This window comes from Pollutibacter soli (assembly GCA_029269725.1).
Taxonomy (GTDB): Bacteria; Bacteroidota; Bacteroidia; order Chitinophagales; family Chitinophagaceae; genus Pollutibacter; species Pollutibacter soli.
The window spans coordinates 578,736-602,086 of the sequence record JARJHS010000002.1; the positions used below are offsets into that span (position 1 = coordinate 578,736).

General features: G+C 41.9%; 23 protein-coding genes. 7 read left to right on the forward strand and 16 right to left on the reverse strand.

Annotated features, from left to right (window positions below; translation table 11 throughout):
• Positions 1-80 precede the first annotated feature (80 nt).
• The 16 genes from rpmH to P2W82_RS07035 all read right to left on the reverse strand — a co-directional run bounded on the left by rpmH (position 81) and on the right by P2W82_RS07035 (position 16,069).
• Complete coding sequence (gene rpmH, locus P2W82_RS06960; protein WP_336515131.1) at positions 81-236, reverse strand: 50S ribosomal protein L34; 156 nt, start codon at positions 234-236, stop codon at positions 81-83.
• 176 nt (positions 237-412) lie between these two features.
• Entirely contained in the window at positions 413-1,264 is an 852-nt protein-coding gene (gene murI / locus P2W82_RS06965; RefSeq protein WP_336515132.1) for a glutamate racemase, read from the reverse strand.
• Between the two features lie 595 nt (positions 1,265-1,859).
• Positions 1,860-2,393: an OmpH/Skp family outer membrane protein gene (locus P2W82_RS06970; RefSeq protein ID WP_336515133.1), complete on the reverse strand. Its 534-nt coding sequence runs from the start codon at positions 2,391-2,393 to the stop codon at positions 1,860-1,862.
• 71 nt (positions 2,394-2,464) lie between these two features.
• The gene (locus P2W82_RS06975; RefSeq protein WP_336515134.1) at positions 2,465-2,974 is read right to left on the reverse strand and encodes an OmpH/Skp family outer membrane protein; all 510 of its coding nucleotides are present in this window, start codon (positions 2,972-2,974) and stop codon (positions 2,465-2,467) included.
• Between the two features lie 33 nt (positions 2,975-3,007).
• Positions 3,008-5,782, reverse strand: coding sequence for a BamA/OMP85 family outer membrane protein (locus tag P2W82_RS06980; protein ID WP_336515135.1), 2,775 nt, complete (start codon positions 5,780-5,782; stop codon positions 3,008-3,010).
• A gap of 60 nt (positions 5,783-5,842) precedes the next feature.
• The gene (locus tag P2W82_RS06985) at positions 5,843-6,619 is read right to left on the reverse strand and encodes an isoprenyl transferase (protein WP_336515136.1); all 777 of its coding nucleotides are present in this window, start codon (positions 6,617-6,619) and stop codon (positions 5,843-5,845) included.
• A 177-nt stretch (positions 6,620-6,796) separates the two neighbouring features.
• Positions 6,797-7,990, reverse strand: coding sequence for an FG-GAP-like repeat-containing protein (locus tag P2W82_RS06990; protein ID WP_336515137.1), 1,194 nt, complete (start codon positions 7,988-7,990; stop codon positions 6,797-6,799).
• A 227-nt stretch (positions 7,991-8,217) separates the two neighbouring features.
• Positions 8,218-9,054: a type IX secretion system protein PorG gene (gene porG / locus P2W82_RS06995; protein ID WP_336515138.1), complete on the reverse strand. Its 837-nt coding sequence runs from the start codon at positions 9,052-9,054 to the stop codon at positions 8,218-8,220.
• 272 nt (positions 9,055-9,326) lie between these two features.
• Entirely contained in the window at positions 9,327-10,205 is an 879-nt protein-coding gene (locus P2W82_RS07000) for an NAD kinase (RefSeq protein WP_336515139.1), read from the reverse strand.
• A 142-nt stretch (positions 10,206-10,347) separates the two neighbouring features.
• Complete coding sequence (locus tag P2W82_RS07005) at positions 10,348-11,778, reverse strand: POTRA domain-containing protein (protein ID WP_336515140.1); 1,431 nt, start codon at positions 11,776-11,778, stop codon at positions 10,348-10,350.
• 118 nt (positions 11,779-11,896) lie between these two features.
• A complete protein-coding gene (locus P2W82_RS07010) occupies positions 11,897-12,526 on the reverse strand; it encodes a CBS domain-containing protein (RefSeq protein WP_336515141.1) in 630 nt (209 codons plus the stop codon).
• A 69-nt stretch (positions 12,527-12,595) separates the two neighbouring features.
• A complete protein-coding gene (locus P2W82_RS07015) occupies positions 12,596-13,375 on the reverse strand; it encodes an alpha/beta fold hydrolase (RefSeq protein ID WP_336515142.1) in 780 nt (259 codons plus the stop codon).
• A gap of 132 nt (positions 13,376-13,507) precedes the next feature.
• Positions 13,508-14,050: a CvpA family protein gene (locus tag P2W82_RS07020; protein ID WP_336515143.1), complete on the reverse strand. Its 543-nt coding sequence runs from the start codon at positions 14,048-14,050 to the stop codon at positions 13,508-13,510.
• 5 nt (positions 14,051-14,055) lie between these two features.
• Entirely contained in the window at positions 14,056-14,508 is a 453-nt protein-coding gene (locus P2W82_RS07025) for a GatB/YqeY domain-containing protein (RefSeq protein WP_336515144.1), read from the reverse strand.
• Positions 14,509-14,565: 57 nt separating this feature from the next.
• Positions 14,566-14,919 carry a gliding motility protein GldC gene (gldC, locus tag P2W82_RS07030; RefSeq protein ID WP_336515145.1) on the reverse strand — a complete coding sequence of 118 codons (354 nt, stop codon included), beginning with the start codon at positions 14,917-14,919 and terminating at the stop codon, positions 14,566-14,568.
• A 31-nt stretch (positions 14,920-14,950) separates the two neighbouring features.
• The gene (locus tag P2W82_RS07035) at positions 14,951-16,069 is read right to left on the reverse strand and encodes a glycosyltransferase (protein ID WP_336515146.1); all 1,119 of its coding nucleotides are present in this window, start codon (positions 16,067-16,069) and stop codon (positions 14,951-14,953) included.
• Between the two features lie 205 nt (positions 16,070-16,274).
• Here P2W82_RS07035 and P2W82_RS07040 point away from each other — a divergent pair, with 205 nt between their 5' ends.
• From P2W82_RS07040 to rpiB, 7 genes are all read left to right on the forward strand, one after another.
• On the forward strand, positions 16,275-17,447 hold the full coding sequence (locus P2W82_RS07040) for a T9SS type A sorting domain-containing protein (RefSeq protein ID WP_336515147.1): 1,173 nt from the start codon (positions 16,275-16,277) through the stop codon (positions 17,445-17,447).
• A 266-nt stretch (positions 17,448-17,713) separates the two neighbouring features.
• Complete coding sequence (locus P2W82_RS07045) at positions 17,714-18,391, forward strand: DUF4290 domain-containing protein (protein ID WP_336515148.1); 678 nt, start codon at positions 17,714-17,716, stop codon at positions 18,389-18,391.
• 29 nt (positions 18,392-18,420) lie between these two features.
• Positions 18,421-19,731: a UDP-N-acetylglucosamine 1-carboxyvinyltransferase gene (murA, locus tag P2W82_RS07050; protein ID WP_336515149.1), complete on the forward strand. Its 1,311-nt coding sequence runs from the start codon at positions 18,421-18,423 to the stop codon at positions 19,729-19,731.
• A 24-nt stretch (positions 19,732-19,755) separates the two neighbouring features.
• Positions 19,756-20,334, forward strand: coding sequence for a guanylate kinase (gmk, locus tag P2W82_RS07055; RefSeq protein ID WP_336515150.1), 579 nt, complete (start codon positions 19,756-19,758; stop codon positions 20,332-20,334).
• A 110-nt stretch (positions 20,335-20,444) separates the two neighbouring features.
• Positions 20,445-21,719 (forward strand): hemolysin family protein, encoded by a 1,275-nt coding sequence (locus P2W82_RS07060; protein WP_336515151.1) that lies wholly within the window; start codon positions 20,445-20,447, stop codon positions 21,717-21,719.
• 191 nt (positions 21,720-21,910) lie between these two features.
• Positions 21,911-22,720 carry a twin-arginine translocase subunit TatC gene (gene tatC / locus P2W82_RS07065; protein WP_336515152.1) on the forward strand — a complete coding sequence of 270 codons (810 nt, stop codon included), beginning with the start codon at positions 21,911-21,913 and terminating at the stop codon, positions 22,718-22,720.
• A gap of 104 nt (positions 22,721-22,824) precedes the next feature.
• Positions 22,825-23,289 carry a ribose 5-phosphate isomerase B gene (rpiB, locus tag P2W82_RS07070; RefSeq protein WP_336515153.1) on the forward strand — a complete coding sequence of 155 codons (465 nt, stop codon included), beginning with the start codon at positions 22,825-22,827 and terminating at the stop codon, positions 23,287-23,289.
• The last annotated feature ends 62 nt before the right edge of the window (positions 23,290-23,351 follow it).

Sequence of the window (23,351 nt, forward strand, 5' to 3'; positions counted from 1 at the left end):
TTACTATCAACAAAAATAGCTCCTGCCGCAAGGCCGAGCTATTCAATTATTTCTTTCAGCAGTATGCTGATACCGCCGGATTATTTCTGCTTGTTCTCGCTGGAAACCGTGAGTTTTTTACGGCCTTTCCTGCGCCTGCTCGCCAATACCTTGCGGCCATTCGCTGTAGCCATACGTTTACGGAATCCATGAACGCTTTTACGGCGGCGACGATGCGGTTGAAATGTACGTTTCATAATATTTTCTTTTTCACTTTTTCTGAAATACGAACCGGGAGAAGCGGTCCAGGTTTCAATCATCTACAGGTCACCACACCCGTAAATTTGTGAAAGGACGGCAAAGGTAAGGAAATATAGCTAAGCATGGAAGGTTTTTTTCAAATGATTTAAAACCATCTTTTCAAGTGAAACCCTCAGAAATGCTGCACTTCCACATGTTTTGAAATGACCTTTTCGCCGAAAAACACACTGGCCTGGCGATCAAAATCTTCTGGCGAATCCGTAGTAAAAAAGCTGCGTTTCCCTTCAATTGTAGTAAAATTCAACCTCTTGTTCATCTCCTGATGACGCCGTAGATAGTCCTGCAGGCTCCTGGCAACAATTTCACCTTGCGGGATCACCCGCATACCCTCAGGAACATTTTCGATAATCTTGGGTAACAGCAAAGGATAATGTGTACAGGCAAGTAAAATGGTATCTATTTCATCTGACTTTTGAAGTAATTCACCGATCGATTTCTTTACAAAATAATCCGCTCCCGGCTGATCATATTCCTGATTTTCAACGATGGGAACCCACATCGGGCAAGCCTGCTGAAAGACATTTACGTGCGGGAAGAATTTATTAATTTCTATCAGGTAAGAATCCGATTGCACTGTTCCCCGGGTTCCCAGCACTCCGATCTTTTTGGAATGTGTGTACTCCCCAATAATTTCAGCAGTAGGTCTGATTACGCCAAGCACTCTCTTGTCGGGCGCAATGTTGGGAAGATCATTCTGTTGAATTGTTCTGAGAGCTTTTGCAGATGCAGTATTACATGCAAGAATAACCAGTGGACAACCCTGCTCAAAAAACCAACGCACGCATTCCAGAGTGTAATGATAAACCGTATCAAAAGATCTGGGCCCGTAAGGCGCGCGGGCATTATCACCAAGATATATATAGTCATATTCTGGTAATACACTTACGATCTCTTTCATCACTGTCAGGCCGCCGTAACCAGAATCAAAAATTCCGATAGGGCCGCCAGAACGTGTTTCAGTCATTCAGTTTTTTTGTAAAATTAAATGTAATAGGAGAATACAGGATACAGAATATGGAATACAGAACACAGGGGAGCAACAGAAAACAGAAAGAGAAACTTAAGGAAACAATACAGGTTGCTGAATACAGAATACTGGAAGAGGCGAAAACTGAAAACCGGAACAATCAGCGATTTACAAATAACAACCGAAAACTGGCTGTTTCAGACAACCAACATCATCAACAGAAAACAGAAAATCACTAAGAAATATCTGCCGACAGCTGCCTCAGTATCGTAACAGAAAACGGTAACACAAACTTCAGGTTAACTGTATAGTATCTGTTGCCACCACAATGCTGTAGGGGCTTGCCACCTCTTTGATTAATTGCTTAGTACCTGTTGCCCGCTGCTTATTCGAAATTGAAAACAGGAACTGAAAACAGGATGAAAATAAAAAACGACCGCTATATCTGGACAGCCTTCATCAGGTCTGATAACTGACAACCAGTATTAACAAAAGAAATGCACTTATTCTCCTGCCTCCAATCACCTGCCTCTTGCCTAATAAAAAAGCCGGCTCAAGGCCGGCTCACTGAATATAATCGAGGTTGAACTAACTATTTTACACCAGCTGGTTTAGGAGCTGTAGTGGCCACGCCAAGCTTCTTTTTCACCAATGGAAGAAGATCATCGCCGTCAGGAAATACCAGCAAAGCTTCTTTACGGAAAACATAAGTAAATCCGTTGGTCTTGGCTACATCACTGATCAGGGAATTGGCTTTCTGTGCAACAGGAGTCAGCAATTCTTCCTGTTTCTGTTGCATCTGCTGTTGATATGATTGCTCATAACCCTGGAGGTCTACGAGTAATTTTTTCATTTTGTCTTTCTGCGCATTTTTAACGGCAGGTGACCATTTCAGTGAGTCAGCTTTAATTGTACTATCCAGGCGATTGAGCTCCTGTACAGTCGAAGCATAGTTGATTTGCAAAGAGCTGTCAAACTGGGCCATGTCAGCCATTGCTTTTTTATATTCCGGCATCAGCTGAACAACTTCGTCTACGCTGATGAATGCAGTTTTTGTTTGTGCAGAAAGTTGGCTGGCTGAAAACAATCCCATCATCATCACGGCCAGGAATGCTACTCTTTTCATTTGTTTTTTGTTTTGAATTTTATAGTTGTTAGGGATGACTATCGCGTTGTATGCCTTAACCTGTTTTGCGTTTATTTAACACCCAATTCCCTCAGTATATCATCACTCTTGTCCAGTTTTGGGTCGGCAAAGATAACTGTAATTCCTTCACTTTTATCTAAAATAAAGTCGTATTGCCTCGCAACGGCTATTTTTTGAACCGCATTGTACACCTTGTCCTGTATGGGTTTCACCAATTCCTGGCGCTTTCTAAACAGATCTCCCTCAAAACCAAACCTTTTCTTCTGCAGATCTCTTAACTCTTTCTCTTTGTTAAATAATTCGTCTTCTCTTTTTTTGCGAAGCTCATCGCTTAACATCACCTGCTCAGCCTCGAAATTTCTGTACATCTGGTCCAATTCTCCTTGTCTACCATCAATTTCTCTCTGCCACTGTGTACTGAATTCATCCAGCTTTTTCTGCGCTTCTTTATAATCAGGGATTTTATCGAGTATATATTTTGTGTCGATAACCGCATATCTCTGTGCATTTACCTGGAATGCCAGGAAAAGAATTATGGCGGATAAAATGATTTTTTTCATATGCGAGACATTTATGAGAATTTCAAAAAAGTCCTATTCAGGTTCAAATCCAAGCATGAATGTGAACCGGCTTGCATCACGTAATCTTCCATTTGGTGTAATCCTGTCGAGACCGATACCATAATCAAATCCAAGTAAGCCAAACATTGGCAGGAAGAAACGTACACCCAAACCAACGGATCTCCGTAAACGGAACGGATTCCATTCCTTGAAACTATACCAACCATTTGCCGCTTCAAAGAAAGCAAGACCAAATATGGTACTGCTCGGATTCGTTACGAACGGATAGCGCATTTCAATGGTGTATTTGTTGAATATCGTAAAGAACTGAGACGCCTGTTGTTTGTCAGGGTTTACTGTAGGATCAGAACTTTCGTACACAGGATATCCGCGATGCGCGATGATGTCGTAGCCAAGTACTCCATAGTTGTTTGTAAGGCCCGCATCACCCACCTGGAAACGTTCGAATGGAGATACCGGAAGTTTATTAGTATAGCGACCAATAAAGCCATATTTCGCAACCACGCGCAATACAAACTGGCGTGATTTATCAGCCCCTGTTCCCCTTCCGATGGGAACAAACCATTCCATATTCAAACGCCATTTATGGTACTCGACAAGTTTGAATATATCCGCCTCATCAATACCCCTGATGGCTGACCATGGTGGTGTAAATGCTCCACTCAAAAGGAAGTTAGAACCACTGCGGGGGAATATCGGCTGATCCACAGAAGAACGGGCCAGCGCAATTTTAAGGTTGACGTTGGTTGAGTTTCCTGTACTGAAACCAGGGAAGATCGGGTAGTTCCTTGCCTTATAATTGATAAAGCTCAGTGTATAAACGAGAGTGAAAAAGTCATCCGGCCATTTCAACTGTTTACCCAATGCTATTGATGCACCCGTTGTGCTCAGGTATGATGAATCAGAATATTTCTTATCAAACAAACCCGTCTGCGGATTGTATGCATTTGAGAAACGTGAGTTGAACACACTGAATGTAAAACTGTTCCTTTTCTTACCACCCAGCCACGGCTCAGTGAATGAGAAGTTGATCGTTCGGAAATAGCGACCGTTCGACTGAAAACGCAGACTCAGTTTCTGACCATCACCTGCAGGCAATGGATCCCATGCTTTTTTATTGAAAATATTCTTGATGGAGAAGTTGTTAAAGGTAACACCAATAGTACCTGTCAAACCAATTCCACCACCCCATCCTGCGCTCAGCTCAAGCTGATCAGATGATTTTTCAACGAGTGAATAATTGATATCCACTGTACCATCATCCTGGTTAGGAACAGGTTGCAGACCAATTTTTTCCTGGTCAAAATAGTTCAGGTTCACGATCTCGCGCTGTGAACGGATCAGGTCCTGGCGGCTGAATTTCTCGCCCGGAATAGTACGCAATTCCCTGCGGATTACGTGCTCCTTGGTTTTGGTATTGCCAGTAATATTTACGGCTTTGATATTCGCCTGGGGCCCTTCACGAATCTGGATCTCGTGATCGATGGTATCATTGTAAACGGAAGTTTCCACCGGATCCACCTGGAAAAACAGATATCCATCATCCATGTAAAGGGAACTGATATCACCGCCTTCAGGAGCAAGTTGTTTACCAAGCTTTTTCTCCAGTGTTTCAATATTGTAGATGTCTCCTCGTTTTATACCAAGAAGAACTGTAAGAATAGAATCAGAATATTTTGTATTTCCTCTCCAGGTGATATTTCCAAAATAATACCTTCTTCCCTCGTTAACTTTCAACACAATATCCATGTTCCCTTTTTTGGTCATGTATTGTGTATCTTTCTCGATCATTGCATCACGGAAACCGAGCGAGTTGTAATAGGAGAGTACTTTTTCTTTATCCTCGAGGTATTTCTTTTCGTTGAATTTAGCTGAAGCAAAGAACCTGAACCTGAACCATGGATCGAGGTATTGAATTGCTTTCGAGGGTTTCAGGTATGCTTTCTCGTGCACAAATTCCTTCCAGGTTTTTCTTTTGATATTTCCGTAAGGAGTAGAATCTGAATCGGCAAAAAGAGATACGTGCGTTTTCTCTTTCGTTCCCTTCAGCTGTTTCTTGAGTTTGTGTTCAGAAACATTATCATTTCCAAAGAAATGGATCTCATCAATCCTTACTTTATTACCTTTTGTAATTAAGAAATTCAGAATCACTTTGCCAGGTGCATTGGGGTCTGAAACTTCCTGAATTTCTACTTCTGCGCCTGTATAGCCTTTTTCCAGATAATATTTTTTGATGTTCTCTACTGCGGTCATGCGCATATTATCCGTTACCACACGACTCTTGAACAGGCCAACTTTTTCAGCGAGATCATCCTGCTCACTTTTCTTTACTCCTTTAAATTTGAAGTCGGAAAGCATCGGCCTTTCTACGGCATCAATCTCGACCCAGATATTTCTGTCTTCCAGTTTGGTTATATAGATATTGATATTGGTGAACATGTTCTGCGACCAGAGTTTCATGATCGCTTTTGCGAACTGGTCCCCACCTGGTATGGTAACTTCATCACCAACTGCAAGGCCACTAACAGAAATTACAATTGCTGGGTCAAATATTTTATTACCAATTACTTTAATGTCTGCAATTACGTATTTGCGCGGATTTTTCGCATCGAAGAGGCCCAATAAAGCCGGGTCTACGGAAGCATTTCCCGGAACAGTATCAGTAACCGGAGGTATTGTATCCGCAGGAAGTTTTGCGGGAATGGTATCATTTTGTTGAGCATAAGCCCCGGCATCTGCAACAATCACGGCTACCAGGAATAAAAAGAACGTACAGATGCGCTTCATCAGTTGATTTTCGGGGGGCAAAATAAAGGCTTTTTGTGAAAAGGTTTGTTAAAGAAAGCCCTAATTATTTAGGGTTTCTGTGCCCGCAGTCATTTCATCCTGCAGTTGGCTGCTGGTCTTTCCGAAACGGCGTTCCCTTTTCTGATAATCGATAATGGCCTCGTAAAGATGTTCTTTTCTAAAATCGGGCCACCGGATAGATGTAAAATACAATTCAGCGTATGCAAGTTGATAAAGGAGGAAATTGCTGATTCTGAATTCACCGCTTGTCCGGATCATCAGCTGTGGATCGGGGAAAGCACTGGTAGTCAGGTATTTTTGTAAAGTGTCATGATTAATGGTATCCGGATCAACCAGGCCTTTTTTTACATCTTCGCCTATCCGGCGAACAGCCTGCACGAGTTCCCAGCGGGAACTATAACTCAATGCCATCACCAGGTTCAAGCCGGTATTTACCGCTGTCATCTCAAGTGCTTCATTCAATGCATTTTTTGCATACTCAGGAAGCATTGACATATCACCGATCACGTGTAAACGAATATTATTTTTATTCAGCGTAGGAACTTCTTTCCTGATTGTTTCCACCAGCAGTTCCATCAGGCCCGTTACTTCTGTGACCGGGCGGTCCCAGTTTTCAGTAGAAAAAGCGTATAGCGTAAGATACTCAATACCCAATTCAGCACTTCCTTCAACGATGTTACGAACGCTCTCAACACCATGAAAATGCCCATACAACCTGTCCTGGCCTTTTTCCTGAGCCCAACGGCCATTTCCATCCATAATTATTGCGATGTGGCTGGGTAGCCTTGACATATCGATTTGTTCTTTCAGCGACATTTCTGGTAAGTTGATGTTTGCGTCTTTGTAATTTACGCGATTCCGCAAAGATAGGAGAAAAAAGGCCGAAGGTCGTAGCAAACAACAAGGCAAAAGGCAGGAGGCAAAAGACAACAGAACAGCCGGTTGTTCCTATAAACTATAAACTCCTTCTTCTTCTTACTACTCACTTACTTACTACTTACTCTCAAAAACAAACACTCCCTTCTTATTCGCAATAATGATATCCGGTTTCTTATTTCCTATAATATCCTGTGTTACAATATTTATTCCAACCCCGCTGTCGTCATCGATTACGATCTCTTTCCAGAAAGGTGCTTTCCCTGGAGTATGTTTGAACCATACCAGTATAGGCCTATCATATGTGCCTGGATCAATTGTGCTGCGATTATTCGCTCTTTCAAGATGAGCGAAATATCTTTTGCCGGTGACAAAGTCAGAACTGCCATCGCCATCGAGATCAACTAATGAAACAGCATGCGTTTGTGAAGTGACAAAGCTTATGGTACGGTATGCCCAATCCTGCTGACCAAGGTCATCAGTTGTTTGCTCATGCCACCAAATACCAAACTTGTGCGCTGATGCACTGATCACATCCGTTTTACCATCGCCATTAACATCTTTTGCAAACATCTGCGAAGCAGGTTCTCCAATATATCCGGGATGATATTCCCAGTCGGATTGTTTAGGATCAAGAGGTGCTGCCCACCATCCTGCAACCGTAATCAGATCTGCGCGACCATCATTGTTCATATCACCCCATCCCAGTCCGTGCTGGTAACATCTTCTTGGCGCAACATTTTTTTCACTGATAGGATAGTATGTCCATGCTGTATCACCTTTCTTCGTTGGTGCACTCATCCAGGCCATTTGCTTTCGTGCAGGATCTGCAAAAATGAGATCCTTTCTTCCATCTCCATCCACATCTTCAAAAGCTGGTGATTCATTGCCTACGGTTTTATAAATCACATGCTGTTTCCAGTACTGATCCTTGCCTTTCGGATTCTCATACCAGAATGCGGATTCACCAGGGAAATCCAAAACAATATGATCGACCCAGCCATCCAGATTTACGTCCAGTGAAAAATTCAGAAAAGAATTTGCGTAGGCTGTTTTAACGCTGTACACCTTGCCATTGGCAATCGTGTGTTTTTTCCAGTTCGGTGCTTCAAACCAAAAATCTCCAGCGAGTACATCAATCTTTCCATCGTTGTTTACATCACCAACAGCAACACCTTCAGAAATAAAATCATTTGAAAGAATATGCTTTTTAAATATCACCGTATCCGTTTGTGCTGTAGTTTCAAAAAAACACATCAGTAAAAAACAAACTGCTGTGTAAATGCTCTTCCTGGAAAAAAGATAAAGCATGATCATTGATTTATATCGGGTAAAACAGGACAATTAATCTACGAATAATTTTTCCAGATTTGGAAATGAGATCGATTATGCCATCAGGTATTGCAATTAACAGGAAGGGAAAAATCGTTATCCGTTTCGTGATTAAACAATTTTTTTCACAAACGTCTTCACCTGTCATATCAATAAAAAAACCGCCGGATGCCCGGCGGATCAAAATATTCTGAGAACAAATTATTTTACAGTTTAGGCTTAGGACAACGGTAGGAAGTTATCGAAAAAGCAACGGTTACTTCAGCCATCACATACTGATCACGCTGGCCGCTGAAACCACGTTGTCTGCCTGCTTCAGTACCGATAGGAGTGCCGGTTTCGTATGATCTGTCCTGTAACAGAAAAGCTGGTGAGTTTGGCGTGAATTTATCTGCACCGGCATAAGTTGTACTTACATCATCAATATAATCTGTGTTTGTAAACCGATAACTGATTTCAAAACCAACATTAATATTACTTGTCAGATTGTATTTAATACCCATACCAATAGGGAAACAAATGCCCATATTACTATAAGCTTTCGGACGATCCGGGAGATTTGTATTCTGTCCTTCCGTTCCCAATGGTCTCAGGAAATATTTCGTACCATCCAGGTAAGCATAGGGATCATAGTTAAAAAGACCGATACCCATGGTTACATATGGAGTGAAAATATATTCAGGATTGCCCGGAACAAAACGGAAAAAATTGAAATCACCCTGGAGACTCAGTTCCCAGAGATTGGTATTGAAACTGAGATTACGACGGCGTTGAAATTCGTTATCGCTGTAGATATCAGAGTAACCGAGCTGAGCATAATGGCCTGCAAGACGTGCAGCGACATAGTCTCCAAACTGTTTGCGGAAAAAGATGCCGGCTGCAAATTTAGGTCTGTTCAACCCGGCCCGATTGTTAAGATCCCCGAAGTAATGAGCAGCACCGATGGATACACCCACCTCTCCTTCATTAACAAAAGATTGTGGCTGAGCAAGAGTTTTCATTTGCCAGCAGAGTAGAATACAGATCAGGCTTAAGAATCTCATGATGGTGAAAATAACGAAAGTACTATTTATTTCTTCCTTAATGAAAGCCTAAATTCAAAGTTGTTGTGTTTTAAGTATTATGTTATAGGTTAGCAGGCTATGCCAGGTTGTACGTTTTAAGTGGATTGATACAGGTAAACAGCCGCAGTATCTTCCCTGGTACCTTACCCAGCAATCTACCACCTGGTGGAGTAGTGTGTTTTAAGTGTAAGGGATGGTCAGACATTCGATTGCTGTTACATAAAACCTATTACTTATAACTTATAACTTCATCAGTTACGCGTGTCAAAGCCCCAGGCGAGCTTTTCGCGGAGGGTCTGAAGAAAATTCTTTTCATGCAGTCGAACGAGGCTAATGGTAAAATTTTCTTTTTTAACGGCGAGCTGCACTTGTTTACCGACTGTTTCCCTCCGTGAATCCAGTGCGCAAATGAACTGGTCCGTACGGCCCTCTACCTCAAAGGAAATGATATTGTTATCAGGTACGATAATAGGTCTCACATTAAGGTTATGCGGTGCTACAGGCGTAATGACAAAACTCTGCGATTCAGGAAAAACAACGGGGCCGTTACAACTCAACGAATAACCTGTGGAGCCGGTAGGTGTTGAAACGATAAGGCCATCGGCCCAATAGGTATTTAGAAATTCGCCATTGAGATAGGTATGAATTTTTATCATCGGCGATGTTTCCCGTTTGTGAATCGCAAATTCATTAAGTGCATAGGGAGTTTCACCAAACATCGGAATATTTGCGTCCAGGTGCACAAGCGTTCTTTTATCAACGGCATAAGACCGGGTGACCAAAGCCTGCACTGCAGCTTCAAGGTTTTCCTTACCCAGGCTGGCAAGAAAACCCAGCCTGCCAAAATTTACACCTAGAACAGGAATGTTTTTATCACGCACCAGTGTAACTGTATCAAGCATGGTACCGTCACCACCCAGACTGATCAGGCAATCGAACGAATCATCAAGGTCTTCAGAATCGGCGAAAGTCGTATATCCCTCTACGTTAGTCAGCTCATTTCTGAACTGGTTAAAAATATCTTCGTGTACAACGGGATTCACTTTGACAGCATTGAGTGCATCGGTTAAATTCTGCAGATCCGCCAGCTGTATATGCTCACCACCACGGCTATAAATTGCAATCTTCATTAATTACTGGCTTTAATTTCGTTTTATGCACCTGCGGACGAAACAGGCTGCAGGCGGGAAGAAAAAGGAATTGAAAGTAAGCATCTTTAATTAAATCAGAACGGATCGGCCGTTAAGAAAATTGATAAACACCAGGTCAGGATCAGAAATCATTTTTATGAAAGAAGAAAGCTCTTTCATTGAGTTGGTTAAAACTATACTCTAAACGAAGAACCACATCATAAATAGTAAGGATGTCAATTCCGAAGCCTCCGGTATACATAAACTTATTTGTCAGCATATTACCGGTGACGTTGTTTTTGTTGTATACGTAACCTGCATCACCATAAAATTTCGCATAAATTTTAAATGGAATCGAACCGTATGTTCTTGATTTAAGTCCTGTTTTCCATTTAAATGAAGCGAGTTCTTTTCTCAGGGTGTTACGTATAAATCCTCCTGCAACGCCGTCAACAACATAATATTCAAGGCCGCGCAGATAGGAGTCTGAATATCCGAGTAATGGTTGATTATAGAAGGGCTGATCGAAAGGAAGTTTCAGGTTGGCTTCCGCCATAATCCCATAATTGAGTTTCCATGGAAGCGGGAAATATTTAGATCCTCTTACACGGAATTGCCAGAGGTCCATATTGTCTTTTCCAAAACCTCGTTTGAGAAAATCAAACTCGAAAGTATAACCCTTGCTGGGATAAGGAATATAATCAACGTTCAGATATTGATAGCGGTATCTTATTTCCGGGAATATCATACTGCTTCTCTGGTACTCAAAATATTTTGGATTCAGTTTTACAACGGTGTCGGCTACACGATCCATTGCTACACCGATTTTTACATAATGCCGTGCGATGGACCCTTTGCGGTATGAGTAGGAAAGGCCGAAATACATTTGTTCCCTGATGAATTTGTTTTCATCCTTGAAGAATTCCTGCTGATTTGCCCGGGTCGTATAATTAATTTCCCTCGTTTGTCCGTAAGATATTTCGGCACCGAGACCATGAACGAGTTTCTTATCGATGTACGGGTTGTAGTAGTTGGCCGCTATCTGCCTTGTGTACCCGTTGATCAGAAATATGTTTATTTTATCATTACGCCCGGTAACGTTGTTCCAGTTGAATTTTATACCATAATTGACACGATCAAAACTTACTTTATACTGGTTGATCCAGACGTTCCAGTTACGATCCACCGGTCTGAAATAAGGAACGGGGAAAAAGTACCAACGTTCTTTCACATCAACAACGATATCGAGAGAGTCGTTAACCCAGTTGGTAAAATCAACCGTTGCATCCACAAAAAGTGAGGTATTCATTAAGTTTTGCCGGCTCGTGCGAATATTGGCAAGGATGTCAGAAATGGCATAAGCCTGTCCACGAACCAGCTTTACCTCTCTTTCGACGATATAACTTTTTGTCTTCTTATTTCCTTTTATGAAAATCTCCCTGATGGTGAGGTAGGACTTCTTTAAGATCTTGTCATCCTCAAAAACTTCTTCTTTCGTTTCCTGTGCTTTTATACAATTGCAAAACAGGACCCCCAGCGCAACAACAAAGGCATATTTCCACGGTCCAGGCATAAATGTTAAAATAGGGAATCTCTTTTAATTAGGGCAATAACAATTTTCAGACCCGGTATCAAAACGAATTGATGCAGGGGTTTGTTGGCTCAGTCAGCTGAAGGTTAGAAAAGGTCAATCAGATATTAAGATAATTCATCAGGTGGTCCAGGTTGGATTGCAGTTCATTGCGGAAAAGCTCTTCTCCCAGATAATATCTTACGGTATATTCGTGGCGCTGAAAAGAAGCCACAATATCAGAAATTTCTTCTTTATTGATCCGTAATACCACCGTAAGGGTATGGGATGCTTTATCGAACCAGGTATTAAGTTGTGTAATGATTGCATCATTTGATTCCACAAGACGGTTGATATCTCCAACCGAATAATCTTTCTGATCCATCTCCACGACGACCATAGAACCATATTCTTCAGCTCCTGTGAGATGTGCCAGCTCCCGGAACAGACTATCCTGCCGGATCACCCCTTCCATTTCTTTTTTCTCATTCATCACCGGAACGATATCAATCTGCATAACGTGAGCAACCTTAACTGCTACCAGAAAATAGTCGTTTACCTGTACAGAAGAATGGATAAAATAATCCTGGAGTTCCTCGAGTAAAGTCTCGGTCCCGGAATCCTGCAGGTCATCTTCCGCGATAAGACCAAGATATTTTTCTCCATCCATAACGGGTAAATGACTGAGCTTAAGCTCATCCATCTGGGCTAAAACATAGCCCACCGAATCTCTTAAAGACCTCGGGGTCACTTCTGATGATATAAGTTGTCCGCAAAACATTGTAGTTCCGACAGTGTCTGAAACAAATGTAGACCACAATTATTTCGTAACTGCTGCTGGCTCGTTCAGTTTCTGTAAAAAGAGGTGTAAAATCCTGTTAAATTCGTCTGGTACTTCCATCATTGGTGCGTGTCCGCATTTATCGATGAAGTATAGTTCACTGTTGGGAATGAGCTTTTGAAATTCATGCCCGACAAAAGGCGGGGTGATCGCATCATTATTTCCCCAGATCAGTAAAGTGGGTTGTTTAATCTGGCTGAGTTCATCACCAAGGTTGTTGCGAATTGCGCTTTTAGCCAGGGAAATGATCTTAATGGTTTTCAACCGTTCATTCACAATCCCGTACACTTCATCCACCAATTCTTTCGTCGCCGACCGGGGATCATAAAATGTCAGTTCAGTTTTCTTTTTGATGTATTCATAATCACCACGTTTGGGATAGGTATCACCCATTCCGTTTTCAAAAAGACCTGAACTTCCTGTAAGTATTATGGATCGAATCCGCTCCGGATGTTTCAGCACATGAAGCAAAGCCACATGACCGCCCAGCGAATTTCCAAGAAGATGAATATTAGTGTAACCGCGATGTTCAATGAATTTATGAACATACTTTTCCAGCCCGCCTACCGTCGTATGCAGTAAATCAAGATCAAAGAGGGGCAATAAAGGAACAATAACCTTCTTTTGATGTCGGAAAAATTCGATTATTCCTTCAAAATTGCTTAATGCGCCAAAAAGCCCGTGAAGCAGAATTAACGGTTCACCTTCGCCCTCCTCAATAAATTTAAATTTAGCGTCCTGTTTTATCTCGTACAACATCAGTTTGAATGGCGGTTACAAATCGTCAAATGCTAAAATAATTTTTTCTATTCAATTAAGGCCCAGCCGCAAAGAAAATAAAAACCGGACACTATACCTTATTTTATTCATTATGCTTTGTTAATCAGCAGTTTATTTTTTTATTTGATTATTCACTTCGCCGAAGAATTCCTGCAAATCAGCGAATATATCTTTAAACGCGGGAATGAGTCTGCCAATTGCAGCGATAACCCATGGTCCCCAGGGTTCAATATAAGTATAGACAACCGATTTGGCGATAGTTTCCTCACTCAACCATCTCATCTCTCTCAGAAAAAAAAGAACTACGCTATAAATTAAAGTGTACAAAACAGCGTACACCAGAAAGCCACCTATTTTGTTTATCCAACCCAGCGTAGCCAGCTCAACCGTTTTCTCCACCAGTTTGCCAATCATTCTGACTATTACCGCAACTAATAAAAAAACGAGAATAAAGGCAATCACCGGCCACCATTGTGACGGTACTTTATCTGTGCTTTCCCGCATATAGTTGGCTACGGTTGCCGATAATTTCAAAGCTGCAGCCAGGCCGATAAAAAATCCGATGAAAGAAAATACCGCCATAATCAAACCCCTGGAAAATCCACGGAACAAGGCCATTGCGAGTATGATTACATAAACGATATCTACAGCCATCCCATCTATTTTGCAAGTAGTGTTTTTACAACCATCGATATCGCTTTCCCTTCAGCTTTCCCGGTAAGTTTTTTTGTTGCCAGACCCATAACTTTTCCCATGTCTGCGGGAGAAGATGCTCCGGTCTCTGCAATGATCTGTTTAACGGCCTCCATCAGTTCTTCTTCCGACATCTGTGCAGGAAGATATTTCTCAATCACTTCAATTTCCTCTCTTTCCTTCACAGCCAGGTCTTCACGATTTTGCTTTTCATAAATTTCAAGCGAATCCTTACGGGACTTCACCAGCTTCTGTAATAATTTTACTTCATCATCTGTACTCAAACTATCTTTTGCACCTTCGGAAGTTTTAGCCAGCAAAATAGCGGCCTTAATTGCCCTCAGCGCACGCAAGCCTTTTTCATCTTTGGCCAGCATAGCTTTTTTAATCTGATCATTAACGGTTAATTCCAGTGACATAAAATCCTGTTAAGTATTGTGTAATTACAACTTTTCTTCACAACCTTCCGGCTAGGCCTACCTGCCTTCCTCGATAGCTTTATTCTGCAATTCTTTGAACTTAGCAAAAAAGTTCTTTGCAAAACGTTTCATATCATCCACCAGTTCTTTCTGGTGGGTCGCCCGTTCAAAGGTATCGGCCATAGTCATCAGATTCTGGTAATAAAAGTCAGCCATTTCGTCGACCATCATTTCCTTCGTCCAGAGATCGATCCGGAGAGCAGCTTTTTCTTTTCCGTCCCAGAATGCCAGCATCATGGCTTTAGCATCCTGCTGATCAGAGGAGTTTGACTGTGATGCGTTCCAAAGGATCTGTTCGGGAATTTTTTTCTGGTCCAGCGCAACATCTATAGTAATCGTAGAGACATCCATTGTTGAATCTTATTCTGTAAAAAGGCCAAAGTTAAGGAATGCCCGCCCGATGGAGGTGCTTCCCGAAAATTTCCCGGTATCTGGTTACCCGGCCGGGCCAGTTGAAATCTGCACCAGCCATTATGCCTTGCTGCACCATTTCTTTCCTTTTATTCTCATTTTTGAAAATTAATCCCATTTGCTGATTGATATCTTCTGGTTGATCAGGATTAAAATAAAGTGGCGAAAAGATATCCAGGTTCCGGTATCCGGGAATATCTGCGCAAAGCACAGGGATGCCCACGCCTGCAGTTCTTATAAGTGCTGATTCTGAACTATCGTCCAGTAAAGGAAATATTGCTGCATACGCCGCGGATCTAAGCATCCGGATTTCGTCTTCGTCCAATTCTTTGGTAATTACAATAGAATCGCGGAATTTATAAGTATTGATCAACTCAGTGAACTTCGGAGTTCCGGGTTGGTGATCAGCAAATACAAGCAACATATTTGTCTGCTGGCGTTTTTTAAAGGCGGAAAATCCACGAAGCATATTTATGATTGCTTCATTATCTGATCTATTGCCACAGTATAAAAAATATTCACGACTACCAGTATATTTCTCTTTGATCCGTTCATTAGCAGTTAATTCGACAACCGTATTTTGCGCAACAGCTTCATGAATAACAGTGCTTCGTTCTTCCCGAATCTGAAGAAAGCTACTGATCCTTTTCTTCAGATAATGTGAGGAAAAAATGAAATAGTCAGCATTAGCAATCTGCTTTTTTAAGGCTGCCAATTCCAGCCATCTTTTCGGCACAGAAAAATTTTCGATGGCAGAAACAAGATCAGAAGAAATAAATAAAATCTGCGGGATATCAACTTCTGTCGAAGTATTTAAAAAAGGTGAAAATAAAATATCTGCTTTTAATTCAATGCACAATGACGGTATCGACTGACCGAAAATGTTTTTCTTTCCGAACCTGCTCTTTTTACCAGGGACCGGGTAAATTTTAACCTGCTCAGTTTCTGGTTCGATACCATTATTTGTTACAACAGATAGCTTGTCATCAGGAAAAATAACTGTCCAGTTGCTCAACAAATTTTTTAAAAAACCAGGATTCAACTGCTGATCAAATCTATTATTTGATACTGCATCTATGATAACATGCATGATAGTCAGATGCTTATATAATTACTATAAAATATAAATATTTTATATTCATTTGTCTTGGATATTCAGGTCCTTAGGAAGTTTTTTTTAGTATTTCCACTTTAATAATATGTAAAGGAAACAAAAAGCTTGACATTGGAAAAAGTGGGTATTACTTTTACTCTGTTATCCGTATCTAATCCAATGAACACACAATCTACGTCCTATGAAACAATGGTACACAATAATTATTTCTGCTGTAATTCTATGCAGTGCCGGCGTCCCTTTACATTCTCACGCGCAATGTTCCTGTCCTAACGGCGATCCGATTGATTCCGTAGTGCAAACAGCAAACCGAAGTGGTATTCTTCCTTTCAATACACCGTTGGTGTTTGCAAAATTTGATCCTGCAGTCGGACTCTTATCCTGTGTAAGACTTTCAGGATCGGTAACCACCATCTTAAATATGGACCTGGTGAACAGAGACAGTACATCACGCATCATATATGAGATGAATTACACCAGGGTAACCAATTTCACAGGTCCCGGGATTTCAGTCGGTTCTTCAGAAAACAGGGTATATGGTCCCTACGATCTTGGCCAGGCTGCATATGATCCCGATACAGCGGTAGCAATTGGGCCGGATACTATTTTTCGCAGTCGTTTTCTGGCGCAGACAACCTCCAATGTGGTGCCTTATATCGGAACAGATAATATCACATTGAACTACTACAACAACGGTAGCTATCTGATGACACAGGGAAATGATAATTTCCGACTGATCGCTGCTGCAAGAAGCCAGGTGCTTTCCCGTCTTGTTTATTACTGGTGCCCGAATATCGTATTATCAAATTCTATTGAAAGATTCTCAGTACTCAGAAATGAAAATACCATCAACCTTCAATGGTACACATCCAATGATGGTGATGCCAGAACTTACAGGGTTGAATACAGCAGTGACGGGAAAAACTTTCATGCAATCAATGAGCAAGTGGCTAAGGGCACTGCGGCCAATTATTACAATTACAGTTTTCAGCCGGGAACTTCCGGTAGTGAACATTTCTTTCGTATAAGACAGGTTGACTCAAAAGGAAAATCAAAATATTCAGTTGTAAAGGCTCTTTCATTTAAAGAAAATGCGGTGATGAACACGATTGTGTTTCCCAATCCCGCAATGCAGAACCTGACAATCAATTTTGCAAGTCCACAAACCGGACACCTGGACATTCAGCTGGTCAATACTGCAGGCCAGGTGTTGGAACAGCATGTCATGCAGAGTGCAAAAGCTACCACGCTCAAGCTTTCTCTCACAAAAAGACAGAAGCAGGGGGTGTATTGGCTGAGGGTACGAAACCGTCAGACTGGTGAACAGACCGTGACGCGTCTTTCCCTGCAATAAACCTGTTATTTTCTTTTCCCCGATACCGGCCGCTCTTTTTAGGGTGGCCTCTTTTTTAGGGGCGGCGGCAGGTGGTAGGCAGGAGGAAACACCCAATAGCCTTAGGCCGGCAATCAATTATGGATTCGGAGGATTGAGCCAGCCAACGGTCAAAACCGGCTTTAAGGTAAAATCTATCATAATGAGAGACTTGCTGTTCCTCTTGGCTTCTTACTGTTGCCTTTTGCCTAATTTCATTACTTTTGTTTTTTACCCAATAACTTTAAATGGAATATAATACTACGCGGAATCACCTCGCGATGCGGGAATACGGGCGCCATATTCAGAAAATGATCGATCACCTGCTTACGATTGAAGATCCTGAGAGAAGGCAGCGTAATTCGCAGGCTGTTATTGAATTGATGGGATTCCTGAATCCACACCTGAAGAATGTTGAAGATTTTCGTCATAAACTCTGGGACCACCTGTTCCTCATTTCTGATTTTAAACTGGACGTGAATAGTCCTTACCCGATTCCTACAAGGGAATCACTCAAAGTAAAGCCCAAGCGTTTACCTTACCCCAAGCGTTACCCGAAATACTCTCATCTCGGTAAGAATCTGGAGACGGTAATAAATAAAGCGCTGAAAGAAGAGCAGCCTGAGAAACGTTCTGGCTTCGCCAATGCTATTGCCTATTATATGAAGCTTGCTTATAATAACTGGCATAAAGAACTGGTACATGATGATGCCATCCGCAGTGAACTCAACTCCATAACACAGGGCCAGCTGGAGTTTACGAATACTCCGTTTGTAAAGGCTTATCGCGAGCGTGACGACAGGTTTGTAAAAAGACCCAAAGGCGGCAATTTCCAGCAGCGTAGTGGCGGTGGTGGAATGCGTAATAACAATGGCGGAAACAAAAACAGACCGCAACAAAAATTCGGAAAGAAAAGATTTAAATAAAACCGCTCTCCGTTCTTACCTGTTCAATCATGCAGTCATTTGAAGTTTACGGCGGCAAAAAACTGAAAGGTGAGATTACACCTCAGGGCGCCAAAAATGAAGCTTTACAAATCATTAGTGCAGTATTGCTTACCTCGGAAGAAGTAACGATCGGCAATATTCCTGATATCCTCGATGTTAATCTGTTGATAGAATTACTCGGCGACCTGGGTGTAAAAATTTCCAGGCCCGACAGGCATACCTGTATTTTTAAAGCCGATGATATTAATATCGATTATCTCCGCAGTGAAACTTTCATGAAAAAAAGCGGGCGCCTGCGCGGCTCCGTTATGATCGCAGGCCCGTTGCTCGCAAGGTTCAGAAAAGCATTTATTCCAAAGCCGGGTGGTGATAAAATTGGTCGTCGCCGATTAGATACACATATCATCGGATTTGAAAAACTAGGCGTCAACTTTACCTATGATACTGAAGATGGATTCTTTCATCTGGAAGCATCAAAATTAAAAGGGGCCAACCTTTTGCTGGATGAACCATCAGTGACCGGTACAGCAAATATTATCCTGGCTGCGGTGATGGCAGAAGGCGTTACCACGATCTACAATGCAGCTTGTGAACCCTACATTCAACAGCTCTGCAACATGCTGAACCGCATGGGCGCAAAAATCAGCGGCATAAAATCCAACCTGATCAGGATTGAAGGTGTTGATGCACTGGGTGGTACAACGCACAAGATGTTACCAGACATGATCGAGATAGGATCATTCATCGGGCTTGCAGCCATGACACAGGGTGAGATTACAATTAGAAATGCCGGCATAGAACATCTCGGTGTAATACCTGAGAAATTCAGTCAGCTCGGCATCAATATGGAATTTCGTGGAGATGATATCTACATTCCTCAACAGGATATATATGAGATAAAAACTTTCCTGGATGGATCTGTACTTACCATTTACGATCATCCATGGCCAGGATTTACACCCGATCTTTTGAGTATTGTACTGGTCGTTGCCACGCAGGCAAAAGGAAGTGTTCTAATTCATCAGAAAATGTTTGAAAGTCGCTTATTCTTTGTAGATAAGCTTCTCGACATGGGCGCAAGAATAATTCTATGCGATCCACACAGGGCTGCAGTTATTGGTCTCGAGCGTGAACAGAAATTACGAGGTATAACCATGAGCAGTCCTGATATTCGTGCCGGCGTCGCTTTGCTGATTGCAGCACTAAGCGCCGAGGGCCGGAGTGTAATTCAGAACATCGAACAGATCGATCGCGGTTACCAGTATATTGATCAACGACTCACAAAGCTCGGAGCATCAATAACACGCATCAATGCTTAGTGAACCTGGAAGTTTTCATTTCCCATGAGCACTTTTCAAAATAAAATTATCATCATAACCGCACCGTCGGGCGCCGGTAAAACTTCGATTACACGCTATCTGCTGGAAACGATTCCGGATAAACTCGCGTTTTCGGTTTCAGCTACCACGAGGGCAGCCAGGGCCTACGAAAAGAATGGCGTCGATTATTTCTTTTTGAGCCCGGAATCTTTCAGGCAGAATATCCAGGAAAATGCGTTTGTGGAATGGGAAATGGTGTATGAAGGAAAATATTACGGAACGCTTCGATCTGAATTGCAAAAAACCTGGGACCAGGGCAAAATTCCTTTACTGGATATCGATGTGAAGGGTGCAATCCATGTGAAGCAGCAGTTTCCCGAAACCAGCCTCAGTCTGTTTATCGAACCACCTTCAGTTGCTGTTTTACGAGAAAGATTATTATCCCGCGGAACCGAAACGACTGAATCCCTGGAAGCCCGGGTAAATAAAGCTTCTTATGAACTAAGTTTCAAGGATCAGTTTGATGCGATCATTCTTAATGACGAACTCTCCAAAGCCTGCCGGGAAGCTCTAAAGCACATTTCATCATTTATAAAGCAATGATTTGCAATAAAAAACTCGTTTATCGCAGGAAATACGGTTAAAATACACGTCATTTTACGAAGGTCCTTCTTACTTCCTACTTCTCACTTCTTACTTATATTTGTTCCCTTATGGAGCTTATCATCCTGATTGGAATTATCATCGCGTTTGTGCTCGTCGGATTTTTTTCCGGTATTGAAGTGGCGTTTGTTTCAGCGAATAAATTGCCCATCGAACTCAAAAAGAAACAGGGTCTTCGCAGCGGAAAAATTCTTTCGGAATTCATGGACTCTCCCGCCAAGTTCATTGGCACCACTATGGTCGGGTTGATTGTCAGTCTTGTGATCTACGGGTTACTCATTGGTGATATACTTACGCCGGCCTGGGAGCGTGTGGAAAAACGGATCAATGATGACCTTGCCAGCTACATCCCATTGTTCCGCATCACTTTTGAAACGATAATTTCAACGATTTTTACATTGATCATGCTGTTTTTCTTCAGGGCAGTCTTCCGGGCAAAAAATGACACGCTGCTCATGTTTTTTGCTCCCGTGATCAATTTCTTTTATGGGATGTTATACCCGATCGCAGCCGTTTTTGTATCCATTTCTGAATGGGTGCTGAAGTATCTTTTTAATATCCGTTTGCACGATGAAAAGGACGCGTTTAACCGCGTTGACCTCGAGCAATTTATACAGCAGTCAAAAGAACATTCTGAAGAAAATGCTGAGTTGAATACGGAATTGCTTGAGGCTGCACTATCACTCCCTAATATCAGGATCAGACAGTGCCTGGTACCAAGAAAAGAGGTGGAAGCCGTTGATATTAAAACCAGTATCGTCGATCTGAAAAAGAAATTCATCGATACAAAACTGAGTAAGCTCATCGTATATGATAGCAATATCGATAACATCGCGGGCTATGTACACCAGCTGGGTTTGTTCAGAAACCCTGCCGAAATTCAATCGATCCTGCTGCCGATTCCGGCTGTGCCGGAAAGCATGAGCGCAACCGATCTGATCAATAAATTTACCCGCGAACGCAAAAGCATTGCCTGGGTGGTGGATGAATTCGGAGGCACTTCAGGTATCATCACGATGGAAGATCTCCTCGAAGAAATTTTCGGTGAAATCAAAGATGAATATGATGTTGAAGAGTTTGTTGAGAAGCAGATTGCTGAGGGGGAGTATATTTTTTCAGGAAGACTTGAGCTGGATTACCTGAATGAGAAATACGATTTTGATTTCCCGGTTCATGAATCTGAAACACTTTCGGGTTATATCATTAATCAGCACGAAACTATTCCACGCCAGCGGGACAGGATTTTTATCGGTAAATACGAATTTGAAGTGCTGAACGTGAGTGAAACCCGAATTGAAACGGTTAAAATGAAAATTCTTAAATGATCATTATTTTTCATTGATCACCTGAATTTTTAACAAGATATCACCCTTCAAAGGCAAAGATGTTCAGTCTGGTAAGGGTACAAGTGTTAACTTTGGCACTCTAAAAATTTTTCTTTCTGGCAGAGAACGTTTCCGATAGAAAGTCTTTTTTCCAAAAGATTCGTGGCAAAGCAGCTGAGGATGAAGCAGAAATGAGCTTTATTGATCATCTGGAGGCGCTTCGTTGGCATATCGTGCGGTCCCTGATCTTTGTTATCGTAGCCGCCATTGTCATTTTCATTTTCATTGACCCCATTTTCGCAAACGTGATCATGGGCCCGACACGGAATGACTTTATTTCTTATCGCGCACTTTGCTCTCTTAGTCATTGGCTGAATCTCGGTGATTCGATTTGTCTTCCCCCGATTAAAATGAGTCTCCAGGTTACCAGCGTCAGCGGAACTTTTATGTCCAGCCTGGGTATTGCGTTTGTTTCGGCAATTGTAATAGCTGTTCCTTATCTCTGTTATGAGATCTGGAAATTTGTAAGACCCGCACTTAAACCAAGTGAACTTAAATACACTCGGGGAGTAATTTTCTGGGTAAGCCTGTTCTTTTTTATTGGCGCTGCATTCGGATATTTTTTACTTGCCCCTTTTACTTTTAATTTTCTTGCAAACTACACGATTGGAGATATCGGAATGCTGGATTATCGTCCTACATTAGCTGATTATCTTGACACATTGATTGATATTACTCTTGGTGCGGGTCTGGCTTTTGAATTGCCGATGGCTTCCTGGGTGTTGTCGAAAATGGGAATCATTACACCGTCATTTCTCCGTACCTATCGTAAATACGCATATGTAATTTTGCTCATTGTTGCCTCAGTAATCACACCATCTTCAGACATCGGTAGTTTAATGATTGTCGTGGTTCCACTTATGCTGCTATATGAAATGTCCATCTTCATTTCTGCAAGGGTCAAAAAAGACCGCGATAAGGCAGATGCTGAATGGAGTTAATCTGATTTTAAGACTGTAACAGGACGGAAAATAAGGGGATAAAATACTGTTAAGTCATCCTGACACCACACAGCTTTTTTCTAGCTTTGTAAAAATCATCTGTTATGCATACTGTACATAATTCATTCAATCTTTTTATGCCGATCGCGATAGGTTCCGATCATGCAGGGTTTGATTATAAAGAAGAGTTGTTGCATTATTTACAGGCAGAAGGTTTTCATGTGAAGGATTTCGGAACGGCATCGCGCGACTCCGTTGACTATCCTGATTTTGCACATGCGGTAGCAAATGCAGTTGCCACTGGTGAATGCAGTATGGGCATACTATTTTGCGGTTCAGCAAATGGTGTTGCAATCACTGCAAACAAACACCAGGAGATCAGGGCTGCCATTTGCTGGAATGTACCTATTGCACAGCTGGCAAGAGAACATAATAATGCGAACGTGATTTGTATACCGGCCCGTTATGTATCGGTCGATTTATCTAAACAAATGATTGATAAATTCATTGAAACAAACTTCCAGGGTGGAAGACATTCCGTAAGGGTCGATAAAATTGCCTGTGTTTAGATAAATTCCACCACTGATGGATTTAAGTTGGACAACTTATGTTTTGCCCATAAGTTTGCCTG